At 61.3% G+C, this 18,704-nt stretch carries 15 protein-coding genes and 1 pseudogene; 10 read left to right on the top strand and 6 right to left on the bottom strand.

The window, feature by feature from the left end:
- Together GGR38_RS24340 and GGR38_RS23275 are read right to left on the bottom strand one after the other, a co-directional pair.
- Positions 1 to 95 (bottom strand): annotated as a pseudogene (locus GGR38_RS24340) (electron transfer flavoprotein subunit beta/FixA family protein); the annotation flags it as partial.
- Positions 96 to 113: 18 nt separating this feature from the next.
- Positions 114 to 1,073 carry a ketopantoate reductase family protein gene (locus GGR38_RS23275; RefSeq protein ID WP_183629323.1) on the bottom strand — a complete coding sequence of 320 codons (960 nt, stop codon included), beginning with the start codon at positions 1,071 to 1,073 and terminating at the stop codon, positions 114 to 116.
- A gap of 168 nt (positions 1,074 to 1,241) precedes the next feature.
- Between GGR38_RS23275 and hpaH the strand changes: the two genes are divergently transcribed.
- The 5 genes from hpaH to GGR38_RS23250 are packed head-to-tail and all read left to right on the top strand — an operon-like array spanning position 1,242 to position 6,719.
- On the top strand, positions 1,242 to 2,048 hold the full coding sequence (hpaH, locus tag GGR38_RS23270) for a 2-oxo-hept-4-ene-1,7-dioate hydratase (RefSeq protein ID WP_183629321.1): 807 nt from the start codon (positions 1,242 to 1,244) through the stop codon (positions 2,046 to 2,048).
- 25 nt (positions 2,049 to 2,073) lie between these two features.
- Positions 2,074 to 3,546 (top strand): aldehyde dehydrogenase family protein, encoded by a 1,473-nt coding sequence (locus GGR38_RS23265; RefSeq protein WP_183629319.1) that lies wholly within the window; start codon positions 2,074 to 2,076, stop codon positions 3,544 to 3,546.
- The gene (locus GGR38_RS23260) at positions 3,543 to 4,409 is read left to right on the top strand and encodes a DODA-type extradiol aromatic ring-opening family dioxygenase (protein ID WP_183629316.1); all 867 of its coding nucleotides are present in this window, start codon (positions 3,543 to 3,545) and stop codon (positions 4,407 to 4,409) included. The genes GGR38_RS23265 and GGR38_RS23260 overlap by 4 nt, the downstream gene beginning before the upstream one ends.
- A gap of 4 nt (positions 4,410 to 4,413) precedes the next feature.
- Positions 4,414 to 5,313, top strand: a complete 900-nt coding sequence (locus GGR38_RS23255) for a fumarylacetoacetate hydrolase family protein (RefSeq protein ID WP_183629315.1) — start codon at positions 4,414 to 4,416, stop codon at positions 5,311 to 5,313.
- A gap of 5 nt (positions 5,314 to 5,318) precedes the next feature.
- Entirely contained in the window at positions 5,319 to 6,719 is a 1,401-nt protein-coding gene (locus tag GGR38_RS23250; protein ID WP_246405237.1) for an FAD-binding oxidoreductase, read from the top strand.
- Here GGR38_RS23250 and GGR38_RS23245 read toward each other — a convergent pair.
- The 4 genes from GGR38_RS23245 to GGR38_RS23230 all read right to left on the bottom strand — a co-directional run bounded on the left by GGR38_RS23245 (position 6,688) and on the right by GGR38_RS23230 (position 13,025).
- The gene (locus GGR38_RS23245) at positions 6,688 to 7,608 is read right to left on the bottom strand and encodes a LysR substrate-binding domain-containing protein (protein ID WP_183629310.1); all 921 of its coding nucleotides are present in this window, start codon (positions 7,606 to 7,608) and stop codon (positions 6,688 to 6,690) included. The genes GGR38_RS23250 and GGR38_RS23245 overlap by 32 nt on opposite strands.
- Before the next feature lie 30 nt (positions 7,609 to 7,638).
- Positions 7,639 to 9,039 carry an FAD-linked oxidase C-terminal domain-containing protein gene (locus tag GGR38_RS23240; protein WP_183629308.1) on the bottom strand — a complete coding sequence of 467 codons (1,401 nt, stop codon included), beginning with the start codon at positions 9,037 to 9,039 and terminating at the stop codon, positions 7,639 to 7,641.
- A gap of 55 nt (positions 9,040 to 9,094) precedes the next feature.
- Positions 9,095 to 11,968 (bottom strand): TonB-dependent receptor plug domain-containing protein, encoded by a 2,874-nt coding sequence (locus tag GGR38_RS23235; protein WP_183629306.1) that lies wholly within the window; start codon positions 11,966 to 11,968, stop codon positions 9,095 to 9,097.
- 64 nt (positions 11,969 to 12,032) lie between these two features.
- Positions 12,033 to 13,025, bottom strand: coding sequence for an MBL fold metallo-hydrolase (locus GGR38_RS23230; protein ID WP_183629304.1), 993 nt, complete (start codon positions 13,023 to 13,025; stop codon positions 12,033 to 12,035).
- Between the two features lie 309 nt (positions 13,026 to 13,334).
- Here GGR38_RS23230 and GGR38_RS23225 point away from each other — a divergent pair, with 309 nt between their 5' ends.
- The 5 genes from GGR38_RS23225 (at position 13,335) to GGR38_RS23205 (ending at position 18,576) form a co-directional block, all read left to right on the top strand.
- Entirely contained in the window at positions 13,335 to 14,642 is a 1,308-nt protein-coding gene (locus GGR38_RS23225) for an MFS transporter (RefSeq protein WP_183629302.1), read from the top strand.
- 364 nt (positions 14,643 to 15,006) lie between these two features.
- Entirely contained in the window at positions 15,007 to 15,774 is a 768-nt protein-coding gene (locus tag GGR38_RS23220) for an HpcH/HpaI aldolase family protein (RefSeq protein ID WP_183629300.1), read from the top strand.
- Positions 15,775 to 15,796: 22 nt separating this feature from the next.
- Positions 15,797 to 17,224: an aldehyde dehydrogenase family protein gene (locus GGR38_RS23215; RefSeq protein WP_246405236.1), complete on the top strand. Its 1,428-nt coding sequence runs from the start codon at positions 15,797 to 15,799 to the stop codon at positions 17,222 to 17,224.
- A gap of 37 nt (positions 17,225 to 17,261) precedes the next feature.
- Entirely contained in the window at positions 17,262 to 17,714 is a 453-nt protein-coding gene (locus GGR38_RS23210) for a c-type cytochrome (RefSeq protein ID WP_183629295.1), read from the top strand.
- Entirely contained in the window at positions 17,689 to 18,576 is an 888-nt protein-coding gene (locus tag GGR38_RS23205; RefSeq protein WP_246405235.1) for an alpha/beta hydrolase, read from the top strand. Before GGR38_RS23210 ends, GGR38_RS23205 begins: the two co-directional genes overlap by 26 nt.
- The last annotated feature ends 128 nt before the right edge of the window (positions 18,577 to 18,704 follow it).

Below are 18,704 nucleotides of genomic sequence, written 5' to 3'. Positions count from 1 at the left end.
TTCACATTCGACAAGTCAACGCCCGAACCGTCCGCCTTCACACGAGGCTTCACGTTGTAATCAAGTACGCGCTTGATCGGTACCAAACACTTCATAATCAAAACTCCAAATTCCTACCCATAGATGCCGCGCGAAATACCCATCAGTCTGGTCAAGCCGAACAGGATGTCGAGCGAGGGCGTCGCCACACCCACCATCGCGGCGATTTCCCTTGGAGCCGCCAGCAGCGCATCGAGTTCGATAGGCCTTGATGCGTCCACATCCTGCAGCATGGATGTTCGGAATGCGCCCAGCTTTCGTGTTACGGCATTGCGCTCCACCGTGGATTGCTCGATCGGGCAACCGATGCGTCGGCCGATTTCGCGCGCTTCCTCCATCACCGAAGCGATCAGGCCGAGGACCAACGGATCATCCAGAATGCGGTCTGCCGTCGCCAGCGTGAGCGCCGAGATCGGATTGATGGTCATATTGCCCCAAAGTTTGAACCAGATATCCGCGCGGACATCATGGCTCTGCTCCGCAGGCAGACCCGCCGCACGGAACTGATCCACCAGAGCGGCCACACGCGCGCTGGCGCCTCCGGCAGGCTCGCCCATAATCAGGCGGTCCCCCCGAAACAGAGTGATTTCGGCGGGCAATGTCCGCATGGCAGCGGCATGCACGACGCAGGCGACAATCTGCTCATAGGGCAAGGATTTCTGCAAAATCCCGTCGGGATCGACCGAGCGCAGCGAGACATCGCGCCCCATGAACCACCAGGGCACACCGTTCAGCATGGGCACAACAAGTGTTTCGGGCTTCATCATCGCCGCGATGGCGGGAGCCACCGATTCCAGAGCGAAGGATTTGACGCCCACGATGATCAGATCACACGGCCCCACTTCCTGCGCATCGGCGCAAATCCGGGGATGAACGACCATGCGCTCCCCATCCTGAACCAGCGTCAGCCCATGGGAGCGCAAGGCTTTGCCCGTCTCGGCGCGGGCCAAAATCCGCACATCATGCCCACCATGCGCCAGACGCGCGGCGATCCATCCGCCGATCGCCCCGGCGCCGATTATACCAACCTGCATGGATTGCCCTTTCCGCCTTTCCCATCATCGCGTGCCTTTCAAACTCGATAGATGAAATGGATTATAAACTCTACTATAAAGTTTTTGTTGATAATAACGCCCATTACCATTATCCCATGAATCCGAACCCGGCCGGAAGCGCCGGACCGCCATGCAAGGGTGAGAAGGATGCCCATTTCAACCGAACAAAGGCGCGATTATGCCGCCAGACTGGATAAGGCCGAACGCGAACGCACCCCGATCCGCCAGATCAGCCTGGCCCATCCCGACATGACGATGGAGGATGGCTATGCCATCCAGAGCGCGTGGATAGACATCAAGCTGGCGCAGGGCCGCAAGGTCATCGGCCGCAAGATCGGCCTGACCAGCCGGACCATGCAAAAGGCCGCCAATATCACCGAGCCCGATTACGGGGTCCTGCTGGACGATATGCTGTTTCACAGCGGCGAGGATATCCCGCTCGACCGCTTTGTCGAGCCGCGCATCGAGGTCGAACTGGCCTTTTTCCTTAAGCATGAATTGCGCGGGCCGGGCGTCACGCTGGAGGATGTGCTGGCCGCCACCGATCATGTGCGCCCGGCGCTGGAATTGATAGACATGCGGATCGACCGGGTGGATGCCGCCACCGGCAACACGCGCAAGGCGCTGGACACGATTGCCGACAATGCCGCCAATGCTGGCATCATTCTGGGCGAGGCACGTTTTGCCCCCGATGCCATCGACCTGCGCCGCGTGGCCGCATGGATCGAACGCAATGGCATCATCGAGGAATCGGGCGTGGCGGCCGCTGTGCTGGGCCATCCGGCCACGGGCATCGCATGGCTGGCCAACAAGCTGGCGCCGCATGATATCGCGCTCGAACCGGGACAGATCATCCTTTGCGGCTCCTTCACGGCCCCCATCGGCGGGGTGCGCGGCGATACATTCGCGGTCGATTACGGCCCGCTGGGCATCATCACCACCCGCTTTATCTGAGACACTCAAGACAAGGCTGCAACCTATGGCAGACACGATCCATATCGACGGGCATCCGATCTCGCCCGATCATTACATCAACGGGCGGCGGGTCACCTCCACCGAGACTTTCGAAACCTTCTGCCCGGTGGACCAGAAGGTGCTTGGCAAGATTTCGGCAGGGCTGGATGAACATGTCGATGCGGCAGTCGGCGCGGCACAGGCCGCCTTCCCCGGATGGGCGGCGCTGGGGGCGGCGGGGCGCCTGCCCTATCTCGAACGCTTTGCCGAGGAGATCGGCAAGCGCGAGGAAGCTCTTGCCCTTGCCGAAGCCAATGATGCGGGCGTGCTGCTCTCGCGGATGCGCCACGGGATCGTGCCGCGCGCGATGCTGAACATCACATGGTTTGCCAAGGAGGCGCTGACCCTTCAGGACCGCGTGATCGAAACCGCGCAGGCCATTCATCAGGTGCGCCATGATCCGGCAGGTATCTGCGCGATCATCACGCCATGGAATTCACCGCTGATGCTGGCCACGTGGAAGGCCGGTCCTGCGCTGGCATCGGGCAATACGGTGGTCATCAAGCCGCCCGAATGGGCGCCGCTGACCACCTCCCTGCTGGCCGATGCGGCCGATGCGGCGGGGCTGCCGCCGGGCGTGTTTAACGTCGTCCAGGGCATGGGCGCCACCACCGGCGCGAGACTGGTGTCCGACCCCCGCCTCGCGCGCATATCCTTTACCGGCTCGGTGCCCACGGCCAAGCTGGTGGCATCGGCGGCGGCGGCCAATCTGGTGCCGTGCAGTCTGGAACTGGGCGGAAAATCGCCCTTTATCGTGCTGGCCGACGCCGATCTTGATGCTGCGGCGGCCACCGGCGCGCTGATGTATCGCAATGCCGGACAGGTCTGTCTGGCGGGCACGCGTTTCCTCGTCCACGAATCTATCCGCGACGCCTTTGTCGAAAAGATGCGCGCAGTGGTGGCCAATCTGGTCGTGGGCGATCCGCGCGATCCGGCCACCGAGGTCGGCCCGATCATCCATCCGCGACAGGTCGAACGCGTGGCAGGCTTTGTCGAGCGCGCCAAGGCCGCCGGGGCCACCACCCTGTGGGGCGGCGAGCGGCATGATTTCGGCCCGCAATATTTCCAGCCGACCATGTTTTGCGATGTCAGCAATGATGCGGAAATCGTCCAGCAGGAGGTGTTCGGCCCTGTGCTGGTGATGCAGAGTTTTGCCAGCGACGAGGAAGCCATCGCTCTGGCCAACAGCACGGTCTATGGTCTTGGCGGCATCTGCTATGGCGAACAGGACCATGCGCAGGCCGTGGCCGATCAAGTCCGCACCGGCTTCATCTGGATCAACAGCTTCACCATCCGCGATCTGGCCGCACCATTTGGCGGGCGCGGACAATCGGGCGTGGGCCGCGAAGGCGGCGAATGGAGCTTCGACTTCTTCTGCGACGTCAAGGACGTCATCACGCCCAAACACCCCTTCAAGGCGAGCTTTGCACACCGATGAGCAACGAAGGAAAAATCGTCGGGAGCGCGATTGTCTCGCACCATCCCGGCCTCATGCAGACCGACGAGTTCCGGCTGGAGGATGGCGCGGGGCGCGATTCCGACCTGATCGAGGGTTTCAAGCGTCTGCGCGCGCGGATCGATGCGGTGTCGCCCGATGCGATTCTGATCTTTGACTCGCACTGGTTCACCACCGGCTTTCACCTTCTGGACGCCCGCGCCCATCACAAGGGCACCTATACCTCGGTGGAAATGCCGTGGTATCTCAACGGGCTGGAATTCGACTATCGCGGCTGTCCGGACCTGGCGAAAATGTGTCAGAGCGTGGCCGAGGAACGCGGCGTGCTGGCCATGGCGATTGATGATCCGCATCTGACGCATGAATATGCCACACTCAATCTGGTGACCAAGCTGGGCCTTGATGTGCCCTATCTGACGGCCAGCAATTGCCAGAATTGCCAGTCGCACCATTTCCTTGAAATGGGCGCGGTGGTGGGCGAGGCCATCCGCCGCAGCGGCAAGCGCGTGGTCCTGCTGGCCTCGGGCGCGCTCAGCCACAAGTTCAACGAGATTGACTGGGAACGCAAAAGCCCGCGCATTTTCGATGCGGCCAATGTTTCCAGCCCCGAAAACATCGCCAGCGATCACGAGGTCATCGAACTGTTCCGTCAGGGCCGCCATGACGTGATCGTCGAGCGCTTCCCCACCGTCTATCGCAAGATCCCGTGGGAAGGTCTGGGCGGCCATTATCTGCAGATGGTCGGGGCGATGGGCGGCGCGGACTGCCGCGCGCCGGGCATCGCTCTCAGCGAATATGAAAACGCCCGCGGCACGGGCAATATCCACATCTGGTTCGAGGTTTGAGACAATGAGCGTATTTGAAGGACCGCGGATCGAACGCCGCCGGGTGATGGTTGAAGGCACCGCCGTTTGGGGCACGATGCGCGATGATGCGATGCTGGCGCTCGACGATGGGCGCGTGGTCGATCCGGCGCGGATGATCCACTTGCCTCCTTGCGAACCGACCAAGATCATCGGCGCGCATATCACCTATGTCTCGCGCTCGATGGAAACGCGCAACAAGCCAAAGCCGACCGACAATCCTACCTATTTCACCAAGCCTCCAACCGCCACGAATGGTCACAACGGCAAGATCGTCAAATATGACGGCACCCGCTATCTCAATTACGAAGGCGAAGTGGCCGCGATCATCGGCAAGGTGACGCGCAATGTCACGCCCGAGGAGGCGTGGGACTGCATCGCCGGTTTCGCTCCGCTGCTCGACATGGGCGCACAGGATTTCCGCGATACCGACCAGGGCTCGATGCTGCGGGTCAAGGGCATGGACGGCTATTGCCCGATTGGTCCGGGCATCGTGCGCGGCGTCGATCCGCGCAAGGAGACCCTGCGCACCTACCGCAACGGCCTGCTGGTGCAGGAAGCGAAGATCGGCGAGGAACTGATCTGGGAGGCCGATTTCATCATCGCCGACATCGCCCGCTATATCACGCTGATGCCCGGCGACATCATCATGACCGGCACGCCCGCCCATTCGCGCTCGCTTGATCCGGGCGACAGGATCGAGGTGGAGATCACCAATCTTGGCCGCCTTGGCTGCGATGTGGTGTCCGCGCCCGAACCGCGTGCGGCGCATATCGGCCATCCCCCGCTTGATACGCCCGAGGTACGCCGCGTGGCGCTTGGCTTTGACGAGCGGGTCCGCCCCGATCTGCTGGCCAATTATCAAACCGCATCGCACGGGCAGTGATGGCCATGCTGGACAGTCTGCGCGCGGCCTATGACGGCAAATTGCTGGTCGATGCCGATGATGTGGCGCCCTACCTGACCGATTGGCGCAAGATTTGGACCGGGGCGGCCATCGCGGTCACCCTGCCCGAAACCGTCGATCAGGTCTGCACGCTGGTGCGCTGGTGCGGGCAAAATGGCGTTCGACTGGTGCCGCAGGGAGGCAATACCGGCATGTCGGGCGGGGCCACCCCGCCCGCCGAGGGGCTGAACCTTGTAGTCGCGCTGACGCGGCTCAACCGCATCCGCGCAATCGATCCCGTCAACAATACGATGACGGTCGATGCCGGGGTGATCCTTGCCAGCGTGCAGGAGGCCGCGCGCGATGCCGGGCGCTATTTCCCGCTCAGCCTTGCCGCCGAGGGTTCCTGCACGATAGGCGGCAATCTGGCCACCAACGCGGGCGGAACGGCGGTGCTGCGTTATGGCAATGCGCGCGAACTCTGTCTGGGGCTGGAGGTTGTCACGCCCACTGGCGAAGTGTGGAGCGGATTGAAGGGGCTGCGCAAGGACAATTCGGGCTATGACCTGCGCGATCTCTATATCGCGTCGGAGGGGACGCTGGGGATCATCACCGGCGCGGTGCTCAAACTCTATCCGCAACCGGCGGCACGGCTTGCCTCGCTGGTGGCCGTCGCGGATTGCGGGGCGGCGATGGGCCTGCTCGAAGTCCTGCGCGCGCGTTATGCGGATCGGCTGACGGCGTTTGAACTGCTCTCACGCGAATGCCTGGAACTGGTGCTGCGCCATGGTCATGACGCGCGCGATCCGTTTGGCGAGAGCTATCCGTGGTACATCCTCATCGAATTCACCGATTTCACCAGCGAGGAGGCTGCCCGCGCCGCCATCGAGGAAGCGCTGGGTCAGGCCTTTGAGGATGGAATTGTGCTGGACGCGGTGATCGCCGAAAGCCTTGCGCAGACACAGGTGCTCTGGGCCCTGCGCGAAGGCATTTCCGAGGCGCAAAGCGCGGAAGGGCCCACCATCAAGCATGACATCGCGCTGCCCATCTCGGCCATTGCCGCCTTCATGCCCGCAGCAGTCGAAGCGGTGCGCGTATCCCATCCCGACATTCGCCCGGTGCTCTTCGGCCACCTTGGCGACGGCAGCCTGCACTTCAACTATTCCCCCGGCCCCGGCGAGGACAAGGCAAGCTTCATGGCCCGTCAGGCCGAGGTCAACCGTATTGTCCACGATCTGGTGATGGCGGCGGGCGGCACGATTTCGGCCGAACACGGGCTGGGCGTGCTGCGGCGCGACGAAGCCGATGCCTATCGCCCCACCGCCGAGCGCCAGTTGATGCGCAGCATCAAACAGGCGCTCGATCCGCAAGGGATCATGAATCCTGGGAAGCTCCTAGCTCTTTGAAACGCCTGCGCAGCAAGGCGGAAAATTCGGCGATCCGTTCCGACTGGGGGCGGATCGCCGAACTGTAGAGCATGACATAGCGCGTGAATTCAGGATCAATCAGTCGCCGCATCTCCAACCGGAAAGCATTGGCCAGCGGCGCGACATAGGCCGGGCACAGCGCCACCCCCACCCCGGCGGCGGCAAGGCCCAGCGCCGTGGTGATATTGTCAAACACCTGCCCCGGCACCACCCGCTCGCTCTCGTCCAGACCCGACATGGCCTGTTCGATGATCCGTTCGTGGTCATGCCCACCGGTGTGGAATTTCACCCCCTTAAGATCGCGCCAGCGCAAATGCGATTGCGCGGCCAGCGGATGTTCGGGCGAGAGCCACACCACCCATTTGCTGGGCAACAGACTCTCGGACTGCACCGTTTCCTCAGTCACACGGTCGGGCCCCACGGCCAGATCCGCCTCGCCCGTAGCCACCCGTTCGGACAGCCATTCAACCCCGGTGTCGAGAATATGCACCTCGCAATCGGGATGCGCGGCCTCGAATTCGGCGATCAGCGGGGGCAGGATGGCAGCCGCCACCACCATCGGCGCGGCAATGCGAATCGTGTCGCCCGCCTGATCGCCCAGCGTTTCGGCCATGCGCTCGACCGCCTTGAGCGTGCGGATAAAGCTGAGCGCGGAGGGCATGAACTGGCGCCCATGCTCGTTGAGCACCACGCGCCTCGTGCTGCGCTCGAACAAGCGCAGGCCGATAGCGCTTTCCAATTCGGAAATCAGGCTGCTGATCGCCGAATTGGTGAGTTGCATGCGCTGGGCCGCGCCCGTGAAGCTGCTGCATTCGGCCACGCGAATGAAGGCTTCGACCTGTCGATTGCTGATGCGTTGTTTAGTCACACCATCCTTTTATAAAGAAAAAGTGGATAATCAAGCGAGACTTTCCGGTAATACCTTCCCCGGATTGAGCAGCCCCTGCGGGTCCAGCATCTGCTTGAGCCGCCACATCAGGGCGATTTCCGCCTCGCTGCGCGAATAATGCAGATATTGCCGCTTATCGAGGCCGATCCCGTGTTCGGCCGAAACTGACCCCGCCATCGCCCGCACGGTGGCATAGACGGTGCGGCAGATCGCCTCGCGCTGTTGCCCGCTGGGGTCCGGCACGGCCAGATGCATGTTGCTGTCGGCCAGATGGCCGAAAAACACCGCCTCCCCGCCCGGAATGTCACGCGCCAGCGCCTCTCGGCACAGGGTGACGAATTCCTCGGCGCGGGCCACCGGCACGCTGACATCGAAATTCACCACCGCCCCCTTACCCCAGAGATGCGAGAGTTCGCCGCTGGAATCGCGGATGCGCCAGAAACTTTCCGCATCGCTCAGCGACTGGGCCTGCACCGCATCCTGCAGGATTCCCTGTTCAAAGGCCTGCTCGGCAAAGCGGGCAAAGATCATCCCGTCGGCCTGCTCATCCGAACCAAGCGCTTCGAGCAGAATGAAATGCGTGCCCGCCTCGGGCGAAAGCGGCGAGCGGCCGGTCACATCATGGGTAATCGCGTAGAAATCCTGCCACATCACCTCGAAGGCGGAAAGCTGGGCCCCCAGCGCGCCGCGCGCCAGCGCCAGCAGGCGGTGGACCTGATCAATCCCATCGACCGCACACAGGAGCGTATTGGAACTGCGCGGCGCGGGAAACAGGCGCAGGACCGCGCGGGTGATGATCCCCAGTGTCCCCTCGCTGCCGATAAACAGGTTGCGCAGGTCATAGCCCGCGTTGTTCTTGATCATTTTGTTCATGTTGCTGATGATCGTGCCATCGGCCAGTACCACCTCCAGCCCCAGCACCTGATCGCGGGTCATGCCATAGCGCAGGACGCGGTTGCCCCCCGCATTGTTGGCCAGCATGCCGCCAATGGTGCATGAACCGCGCGAACCGAAATCCACCCCGAAGAAACGATCCGCACCCTGCGCGGCCTGCTGGACCGCCTGCAAAGGCGTGCCCGCCAGCACCGTCACCGTATTGGCGAAAGTGTCGACTTCCTCAATCCCCCGCATCTTTTCCAGCGAGAGCGCGATGCTGCCCGCGCTGGGCAGGGCACCGCCCGCCATGCCGGTCAGCCCGCCCTGCGGCACGACATGAATCCCGCATGCCGAGGCCGTCTTCATCACCGCCGCCACCTGATCGGCATCGCGCGGATAGGCGACCAGCAGCGGCAGATGCTCCACCGCGCGAGGCAAGGTGAAATCGCGCAAATGCCGCCTGCGGTCAAACTCATCGACCGAATGTGGGATATGGGGAGGCAGGTGTTCGAGAAATTGGACTAACGGGTTCACAGGCTTTCCCCAAAGGCTTGGGTGGGCCGCCCAAAGAGCGACCCACCGGCCAACATTACATCTTGAACCGGACACCGGCACGGAAATACCGGCCGATCAGGTCATAGGTGGCCGCCGCCGTGCCGATGGTGGTGTTGGTGGTACCCAAAATGCCCGGCGCGCGGGGCGGGGCGGCGTTGAACATATTGTCCACCGAGGCGAAGACTTCGAAGCTGACGCCGCCGCTGCGGACCTTGGCCGTGGCCGACATGTCGAAATAACTGATCGCGGAGACGGTGTTATTGTCAATGTCGGCGGAGGTGTAGGCAGCGTCGATCACCCCCTGCCCGATAAAGCGATGACGCAGCGAAAGCGCAAGGCTTTCCGAATCATAGCTGACCGAATTGAACCCGCGCAGCTTGACCGGGCCATTGCCCTGCCCCACTTCGCCGAGCAGGCTGTCGGTCAGGCCATTGTCAATCAGCTTGTGCTCACCGGTATAGGTCCAGAGGCTACGCAGCGAGACGGTGCCCTTGCCCAGACGGAAACGATAGCTGGCCTCGATATCGACGCCCGACATCAACTCGGTTTTATAGTTCAGCGGCTGCACCAGAACCGTGGTCAGCGTGCCGGTGCTGTTGCGCACCAGAAGGCTGCACATGGCCGGGATCGAACCATCGCGGCAACGGTCGACCACATATTGCGGCGCAGGCGTGGCGATGGCGCCGTCGATCTTGATGCGGAAATAATCGACCGCCAGACTGAAACCGCGCAGGAAGGTCGGCTGATAGACCGCGCCCAGCGTCGTGGTGGAGGCCACTTCAGGCAGCAGATTGGTGTTGCCCGACTGGATGCGCAGCACCGAAACATTGCCATTGGGACCGTCAATCACGGTCTGGCTGCTGGCCGATCCGCCCAGATAATAGTCGCCAAGGTTGGGCGCGCGGATATCGCGCGATTGCACCCCGCGCAACTTGAGACCGCCTGCGATGTCCCAAGTCAAACCCGCCTTCCATGTGGTCACGGTGCCGCTGGTGCTGTAATTGGTGACGCGCACCGCACCGTTAAAGTCCAGCTTGCGGCCAAGCGGAGAATCCTTGAGCAAGGGCACCAGCACTTCGGCAAAACCTTCCTTGACGGTGAACCCGCCCGAGGAAGGCTTGTAATTGCCCACCCACCAGTTGCCCGTGCCGGGGCCGGTGTCGGTGGTGTTGCGCTGCGATTGGGCGTCGGCGTCGGCTGAATGGCTCTCGCGGCGATATTCGGCGCCTGCGGCCAGCGTGACCGCGCCCGCAGGCAAGTTGAACAGATCGCCGCCCACCGAGGCCGAAGCGACATCCTCGGTCAGGCTGATACGCTGACGCGCAGTGCCGACCAGATAGGCGCGCTGGGCCGCCGTCACATTCTGCGGTCCGAACACGTTGAAGGGAACGCATCCGTTGGTCGGCGCGCTCAGGCTGGAGCGGCACACAGTGCTGCCCAGCGCAAGGCCCGATGAGCCGACATTGGCGGGCGTGACCTGCACCGCATCGACCGCCAGCGCAAAGGCCGAACGCAACTGGTCATTGCGCACCTCGTTCAGAACCCGGCTCAACTGATGCTCGTAATAGAGATGCGCGTTCCAGCTGCCGCCCAGCTTGATGTCCGCCCCGACCAGATAACGGTAAAGCTCACGCTCATTATGCGGCGCGGCCTCGCCAAGGTCCATATTGAGGCGGCCCAGCGTGATCGAACTGACGCCCGCGCTGTCCATCGCCGCCGCCGTTGCGGAGGGCAGATAGGCATTGCTGCGCGAAATGGTCAGCGGACTGCCGTTGGGCACCATGGTGAAATAGGGCACCGAGAGCGAATCCGCGATCGACTTGCCGTAAATGAACTCGCCGAACAGGTTGATAGTGTCGGTGACGTCAAACGATCCGCGCAGGAAGGTGCTGAACACCTTGGTCGAGGCCGAGATCTGGTTGGCTGCGCCCAGATCGTTGGGCGTGCCGTTGATGCTGTGCTGGGTGCCGGAATAGGCCGTGGTGGAAAGCCCCGGCGTCCCAAGGCCGCTTACTGGCACACCGACCGTGCCGAAATTAAAGGGCGCGGGCACACTGCCGGGCAGGAACTGGGTGCCGGCCAGCGGGCCGGTGGTGATCAGGCCGCCATAGGTGCCGGTGGGCGAATTGACATGATCGGCCACCAACAGCTTGGGCTGGCCATTGCCCGCCGCATAGGCCGGGTTGCTGATCAGCTTGGTGCCGACATACCAGGGGCGCGAATCCACGCGGTCGATGCTGTCCGAACTGCTGTAGGACACGCTGGCCAGAATATGGCCCCGCCCTTCGGCAAAGGCATGGCCACCGGCCAGTTCGGCGCGCAATTCGCCGCCATCGCCATAAGTCGATATGCCCTTTTGAATATTGCCTTTCAGCCCGGAAAAACGCTTGTCGAGAACAAGGTTGACCACGCCCGCGACAGCATCGGAACCCCATGCCGCCGAAGCGCCGCCCGTCACCACATCGACACGCTGAAGCAGCGTGGTGGGCAGGAGGTTGAGGTCGACCGCGCCGGTTGTCGCGCTGCCCACCACGCGGCGGTTGTCGAGCAGCACCAGCGTCCGGCTGAGCCCCAGCCCGCGCAGATTGAGCGAATTCGTGCCCTGCGTGCCGCCGCCCACGCCATTGCCCGCCGTGCGCGGCGAGGTCGAACCCGAAAGGGCGGGCAATTGGTTGAGATATTGCGCCACGGTCGGTTGGGGCGCGGCGTTCAGCGCCGTTGCGTCCACCACCGTGGTGGGCGTGGGCGCCTCGAAGCCAGCCTTGGCAATGCGTGAACCGGTGACGACGATGGCGGCCTCCACCGCCCCGTTTTCAGCAGGTCCCGCCGGTTCTGCGGCCAGCGCCGGGGCGCCCCCAACCATGGCGGCACCGGCCAGCAACAGAGATTTCCTCAAGAAAACGCGCATAGTCTCCCCTCCCTTGTTCTCGGGATATTTATTTGTTCGGTAATGATATTTTGAAACGGACGGATCAGTTCGCCGTCGGTCCACCCTCAGCCACCGCCTTGGCGCATTCGGTGATGATCCCGGCATATTTGGCATAGGCGCCTCGCCCGATCACAAAGGGATTGGCGCCGCGCGGATGGGTCCGCAGATCATCCATACGCGTCAGGCTGTCATCGACAAACGGATGATTGCTCAGTTCGACATCGGCGCCTGCCTTTTCCGAAATGGCCGCGAAACGTTCCGAGGAAGCGATATATTTCGCCCGCATATCTGCATCGCGCGGCACGCCCGTGCCGCCCCACATGGCCAGCAGATGCTGTTGCCCATGGACGGTGACCGGCACCAGCAGCGAAATCGTGCCTGGCGTATGGCCGGGGGTTTCAACGATGCGGATGTCCTGACCGCCCAGCGACAGGACCATGCCATCGCGCGCATCCAGATCGCGGGCGGGCGGCGGGCTGAAACGCGCGGGCGGCGCGCCTGCCGGTCGCATGGGCGGCTTGGCCACCAGATCCCAGTCCGCCGCGCTCATCATCACATGCGTGCCATATTTTAGGGCGAAATAGCCGGCAGCCCCGAAATGGTCACCATGGCCATGGGTGACGACGATATATTTCACATCGGCGGGGTTGAGCCCGAATTTCTTCAGGCCCGCCTCGATGACATTCACGCCATCCTCGCTGGTGTTGAGCGCGTCGATCAGGATGATGCCGTCGCGCGTCTTAATCGCATAGGCGCCGACGCTGCTGACCCCGACATAATAGAAATTGTCAAACAGTTCGGTCGGCTCCGGCACGGCGGCATTGGCAAAGCGTGACATCGCCGGGCCGGAAAGGCCGCACTGCAGGCCGGCCGTCGTGTGCATATAGGTTTTGCCCGCCAGCGTCATTGCGCGGTCGATATGGGCCTGCGCCTGTTTGGGCGTGGCGCGGGCCGCCCCGTTGCCCTGCGCGATTGCCGCACCACCCAGCGCGAGCAACGCCAGAGCCGAAACCTGCCAGGTCAGTTTGATTGTCATGCACCTCTCCATTGTGCTATTTTTTTTGCTATAAAGCATTATTGTGAAGTTTATATGGATTTTTAACTCTTTTGGCAATGGGCAAAAAATCTCAGATTTTTTCGAATTTATCTATTTAATATCAATATATTATCTCAATAAATTCGAAGCCTTGCCAGATTGCGGCGCCGCATCCATCCCTTTAACTTTGCAATTTTCATTGACGATTGACCTCCACCAAGCCATCCAGTTGCCGCAGACAAGGAGGCCCGGACGCGAAAGCAGAGCCACCGCCCCATGCCATGAAACATAACAAACAAGGGTAGAGCCGTGCCGGTCGAGCGTGAGACACAAGGAGCGATCCAGCCGGATCAGACATCTGACAATTGGAACAGCGTGCGAGTGCTGGGAGTCACCCTTTCAGCGCTGGCGATCATTTTTGATGGCTTTGACAATCAGGCACTTGGCCTTGCGGTGGCCGGCATAGCCCGCGAATGGAATATCGCCCCTTCTGCGCTGGCCCCGGCCTCCTTTATGAGTTTGGCAGGAATGACAGCAGGCACCGCGATTGCAGGGCTGCTAGGCGATCGCTTTGGGCGGCGCATGATGATGATTGCCAGCGTCGCCCTGTTCGGCCTCTTCACGCTGACAACAGCACTGGCCGCCAATATCGAATCCCTTACCCTGATCCGGTTTCTGACAGGCCTGGGTCTGGGCGGAGCTATGCCCAATGCAACAGCTCTGGCCGCCGAATTCAGTCCGACCCGGGCAAGACCATTTGCCGTTACCGCCACGATCGTATGTGTTCCACTGGGCGGAGTTCTGGGCGGCATGGTCGCTGCGGACATTTTGCCCACGCATGGCTGGCGCGCGATGTTCCTTGTCGCAGGCGCCATTCCCTGCGCCCTTGCCTTTGCGCTTTTTGTCTGGCTGCCGGAATCGCCCAGCTTCCTGAAAGCCGCCGCCGCAAGGCCCAAAGCCGGGTCAGAAAGCCTGCCCACCACCAGAGAGAAAGGCGCAAACATCGGCCAATTGTTCGCGCCCGAATTCCTGCGCGACACCATCGGACTGTGGGCGGCCTTCTTCCTTTGCCTGATTGCCGTCTACACAACATTCAGCTGGCTGCCCGCGACCCTTGCCAGCGCGGGTTTTGATCAGAAGACGGCCAGCCTTGGTCTGGCCAGCTTCAACTTTGGCGGGGTGGCGGGCGCCCTGCTCGCAGCCCTGTTCATCGGCCGCCTCGGCTCACGCGTTACCATGACCAGCCTTGCCGCAATTGGCGCCGCAATCGCCGCCATGACGCTGATCGCCGGAACGGAAAATCTGTCCAGAACCGGCCTGCTGACAATCCTTACCGCACTGGGCTTTACCGTTAATGGGGTTCAGACCACGATGTTCGCACTGGCATCACACGTTTACCCCTCCCGCATGCGCACAACCGGCGTCGGCGCGGCACTGGGCTTTGGACGGGTAGGCGCCATGGCCAGTTCGCTGGCGGGCGTTTACCTTTTATCGAGCGGCAACACAGTGGGCTTTTTCACCTTGCTCGCCTTGGCCATGGCCGGAAGCGGCGTAGCACTCATTACGATTGGCCACCACATTCCATCACACAGATCCGCACATCGGATGCAGCGTTAGATTGGCCATATAAACTGATTTATAGCAGATATTGGTTATATTTCCCATCCACCCCTCGTCTCCGCCCATCATTATATAGGCTGGGGTCATGAGAAATTCCGTTCCTGTAGCCAAGATCACGTCGTGAGCAAAAATAGCCGGATTATAAAGGGATCATCTAGGCACCACCCCCTCCTTAATAGTCTCCAGCCATGGCCAGATCGGGCAGAAGCCCCCATGAGGGGCCCGCCAGTGCTCATCTTTGGCGCACCAACGGATATTGACAAATATAAATCAATATAACATATTATAAAAATAATCATATCAATTGACCCTTCGGTCAACCAAGGCTCTGCGCGCTTTGCCGCAGGCACCGGAGATCGTGATGCCCCTTTCCATCCCGCATAACATTTTCAAGCAAAAGCTTTTGGGCCCAAAATGCCAGATTGGCCTATGGTCTGCGCTAGGCAGCAGTATCTCCACGGAATTATGCGCCGCGGGAGATTTCGACTGGCTGCTGATCGATGCCGAACATGGCGTCAATGACGTTCATTCCGTCCTGCCCCAGTTGCAGGCCATAGCTGCCTATAAAGCACAAGCCGTGGTTCGCCTGCCTGATGGCGATCCGGCCCTTATCAAGCGCTATCTCGATATTGGCGCCCAATCGCTGATGATCCCAATGGTGGAAAGCGCAGATCAGGCCAAAGCGCTGGCCGCCGCCGCGGCCTATCCGCCCGATGGCATACGCGGGATCGCCACGATGACGCGGGCGGCGCGATGGTCAAGGATGCCCGATTATATTGCACGGGCCCGCGACGAAATCTGCCTCATTGCGCAGATCGAATCTGCCACCGGGGTGGAAAACATCGACACCATTGCCGCAACGCCGGGCATCGATGCGCTGCTGATGGGACCGGCAGACCTTGCCGCCACGATGGGCATGCCGGGGCAAGCCAATCATCCCGCCATATGGGACCGAATCTGGCATTGCCTTGATAGGGCCAAGGCAGCAGGCAAACCCGCCGGAATTTTCGTGCTGGATGAAACACTGGCGCAAGAATGCATCCAGAGAGGCTTTGCCTTTGTCGCCGTGGGGGCCGACGCCATCCTGCTTTCGCGGGCGGTGGACGCATTGCGCCAGCGATTTTCCTGATTTCGGACAGCGAGAACGTCCCTTGAAACACAATCTGATCGGCGGCGAATGGCAGCCCGGCACCGCCCTGCCCAACATTAACCCGTCGGATACCACCGACATCATTGCCCACTATGCTCATGCTTCACCGGCCGATGTTGCGCAGGCGATCGCCGCAGCCCAGTCCGCCTTTCCGGCATGGTCAGCCCTCGACCCACAGTCGCGCTCCGAAATTCTGGACAGGATCGCCTCTGAAATCCTTGCTCGACGCGAGGAACTGGCCGAGCTTTTGTCGCGTGAGGAAGGCAAGATCTTGCGCGAGGCGCTTAACGAAGTGACCCGAGCAGGCAATATTTTTCGCTTCTTCGCCGGAGAGTGCCTCCGGCAAAGCGGCGAACTGCTCGCTTCGGTCCGGCCCGGCGTTCAGATCGAAATCACCCGCGAACCGCTTGGTGTTGTAGCTCTTATCACACCTTGGAATTTCCCGATGGCGATCCCGGCCTGGAAGATCGCGCCCGCACTGGCTTATGGCAATTGCGTGGTCTTCAAACCGGCCGAACTGGCGCCCGGCTGCGCATGGGAACTGGCCGATATCATCCGGCGTGCGGGCGTACCGGCGGGCGCCTTTAGTCTGGTGATCGGCAAAGGCGCCGAATTGGGCGATGCATTGCTGGGCCCAGGCATTCAGGCGGTCAGTTTTACCGGGTCTGTCGGGGTCGGCAATGCAATCCTGCGCCGGGCAAGCGAACGCGGCATCAAGGTTCAGCTCGAAATGGGCGGGAAAAACGGGCTGGTCGTGCTTGACGATGCCGATCTCGATCTGGCGGTCAAGGTTGCGCTCGACGGCTCCTTCTTTTCCACCGGCCAAAGATGCACCGCCTCTTCCCGCCTGATCGTGCAAGAGGGCATCCATGACCGCTTTGTTGCCCGGCTGAGCGAGGCCATGAAAGCTCTGGTCGTTGGCGATGCTCGTCACCCGGCGACAGGGATCGGCCCCGTGGCGGATCAAAGGCAACTCGATGTCGATCTGGGCTATATCGATATAGCCCTTAAGCAAGGGGGCCGACTGATGGCCGGAGGCGAGCGCGTCACGCGAGAGCAGAACGGGTTCTATCTCGCCCCGACGCTATTTATCGAAACCGTTTCCTCGATGCGGATCAATCAGGAAGAGGTCTTTGGTCCGGTGGCATCGGTCATCCGCGTCAGGGATTACGAAGAGGCGCTCAGCGTTTGTAACGATGTCGAAGTAGGGCTGTGCGCAGGGATTTGCACGCAATCGCTCAAACATGCCGCGCATTTCAAACGCCATGCCGATGTCGGTATGGTGATGGTCAATCTGCCGACTGCCGGGGTTGATTATCACGTACCCTTTGGCGGCCGTAAAAAATCAAGCTTCGGTCCGCGTGAACAGGGCCGCTACGCCGCCGAGTTTTTTACAACCGTCAAAACCTCTTACGTCCGGGCCGGTTGAGGCCGCTCCCAACAAATTGCTGTTCAAGGAAACCCTTATGAAAAAAGTGACGCTTGCTCTTGGGGCAATTGCATTGAGCATTGCCGTAACCGTTTCGGCCGCCAGCCCGCAACAGGTCATCGAAGCAAGGCAAAAAAACTTCAAAGCCATGGGTAAGGCCATGAAGGAGGCCGGAGACAGCATCAAGACCGGCACCCCCAACCCTGCCATTATCAAAGCCAGCGCGGCCCTTGTGGCAGGCAATGCGGGGCAGATCGAAAAGTGGTTTCCGGTCGGCACGGTAACGGGCGGCTCCATCAAGACGGCCGCCAAGGCGGACATCTGGTCAGACAAGGCCAGCTTTGCCAAGGCCGCCGGAAATTTCTCCAACGCGGCCAAAACTTTCAAGATCGCGGCCGATGACCAGGATACGACGGCCATGGCCAAAGCAATGGGCGCATTGGGCGGCACCTGCAAAGGCTGTCATGACACGTTCCGGCTCAAAGACTGAGATGGAGCAGCCGCCTCACCTCTATCAGGCGATGGCCAGGATCGGTCAGGTTCTTGGGCTGGATGTGCTCGAAACCTGCCGCGCCATGTTCAGTGCGGAACAGGAAGCCCTGTCCTCATCGGTTCCGGCCGCAGCCTGTGATCTGGCCTATGGTCCGCACGAACGTCACCGGCTTGACCTTTATGGAGAGGTCGGTGGCGCGCTCAAACCTGTACTCCTCTTCGTTCACGGCGGGGCGTTTGTGCTAGGCGACAAGGGCAACCCGTCCGATCCCAAGCTTTGGCACAATGGCAGCGTGGGCAGGATGGGCGCGGTGATGAACTATCGCCTTGCCCCCTATCACCAGTGGCCTGCGGGCGCTGAAGACGTTGGCATGGCAGTGGACTTTCTTCGCGCGCATGTCGCCAATTATGGTGGCGATCCGGATAAGATCCTGATCATAGGCACGTCGGCTGGCGCAGCGCATGTCGGCGGCTTTTTGCGTTTGCGGCCGGATCACACGAATCTGGTGCGCGCGACAGTTCTGTTGTCAGGGCTATATGGCATCACGCCGCTGGAACCCAAAGATGAGCAATATTACGGCGCCGCCAAAACCTATAGCGCCAAATCACCCCTTGAGGCGCTGGCATCCACCAACCTGCCCATGATGATTGCCTGTACGCAGCATGATCCTCCGCGTTTTCAGGCAGAATATTTGGGACTATTGCAGCAACGTCTTGCTCGTCACGGCACTCTTCCATGCAGCATGATGCTGTCTGGCCATAACCACTACACGATGGCCATGCATCTTGGCACTTCAGATCGACGGCTGGAGGACAATATCATGGGATTTGCTCGGAATTTGCAAATATCTCTACCTTAAGAATGACTTAGATCGATCAACGTCACGGAAACTTTCAAGCCGGGAAAGTTAAGGATGGCACATTGGTAACTTTAGGATAAGGGGCGTTCGCCGCGCGGCCGTGCGTGACCACTCACGGCTGACCAAAC

The organism is Novosphingobium sediminicola (assembly GCF_014196525.1).
Lineage (GTDB): Bacteria > Pseudomonadota > Alphaproteobacteria > Sphingomonadales > Sphingomonadaceae > Novosphingobium > Novosphingobium sediminicola.
Note: the sequence above shows the minus strand (reverse complement) of the source record. Positions and strands in the feature narration are given on the sequence as shown.

Coding starts and splice junctions, on each gene's coding strand:
- GGR38_RS23275 (WP_183629323.1), bottom strand. CDS start 1,073: ATGCAGGTTGGTATAATCGGCGCCGGGGCGATCGGCGGATGGATCGCC.
- hpaH (WP_183629321.1), top strand. CDS start 1,242: ATGCCCATTTCAACCGAACAAAGGCGCGATTATGCCGCCAGACTGGAT.
- GGR38_RS23265 (WP_183629319.1), top strand. CDS start 2,074: ATGGCAGACACGATCCATATCGACGGGCATCCGATCTCGCCCGATCAT.
- GGR38_RS23260 (WP_183629316.1), top strand. CDS start 3,543: ATGAGCAACGAAGGAAAAATCGTCGGGAGCGCGATTGTCTCGCACCAT.
- GGR38_RS23255 (WP_183629315.1), top strand. CDS start 4,414: ATGAGCGTATTTGAAGGACCGCGGATCGAACGCCGCCGGGTGATGGTT.
- GGR38_RS23250 (WP_246405237.1), top strand. CDS start 5,319: ATGCTGGACAGTCTGCGCGCGGCCTATGACGGCAAATTGCTGGTCGAT.
- GGR38_RS23235 (WP_183629306.1), bottom strand. CDS start 11,968: ATGCGCGTTTTCTTGAGGAAATCTCTGTTGCTGGCCGGTGCCGCCATG.
- GGR38_RS23230 (WP_183629304.1), bottom strand. CDS start 13,025: ATGACAATCAAACTGACCTGGCAGGTTTCGGCTCTGGCGTTGCTCGCG.
- GGR38_RS23220 (WP_183629300.1), top strand. CDS start 15,007: ATGCCCCTTTCCATCCCGCATAACATTTTCAAGCAAAAGCTTTTGGGC.
- GGR38_RS23210 (WP_183629295.1), top strand. CDS start 17,262: ATGAAAAAAGTGACGCTTGCTCTTGGGGCAATTGCATTGAGCATTGCC.
- GGR38_RS23205 (WP_246405235.1), top strand. CDS start 17,689: ATGACACGTTCCGGCTCAAAGACTGAGATGGAGCAGCCGCCTCACCTC.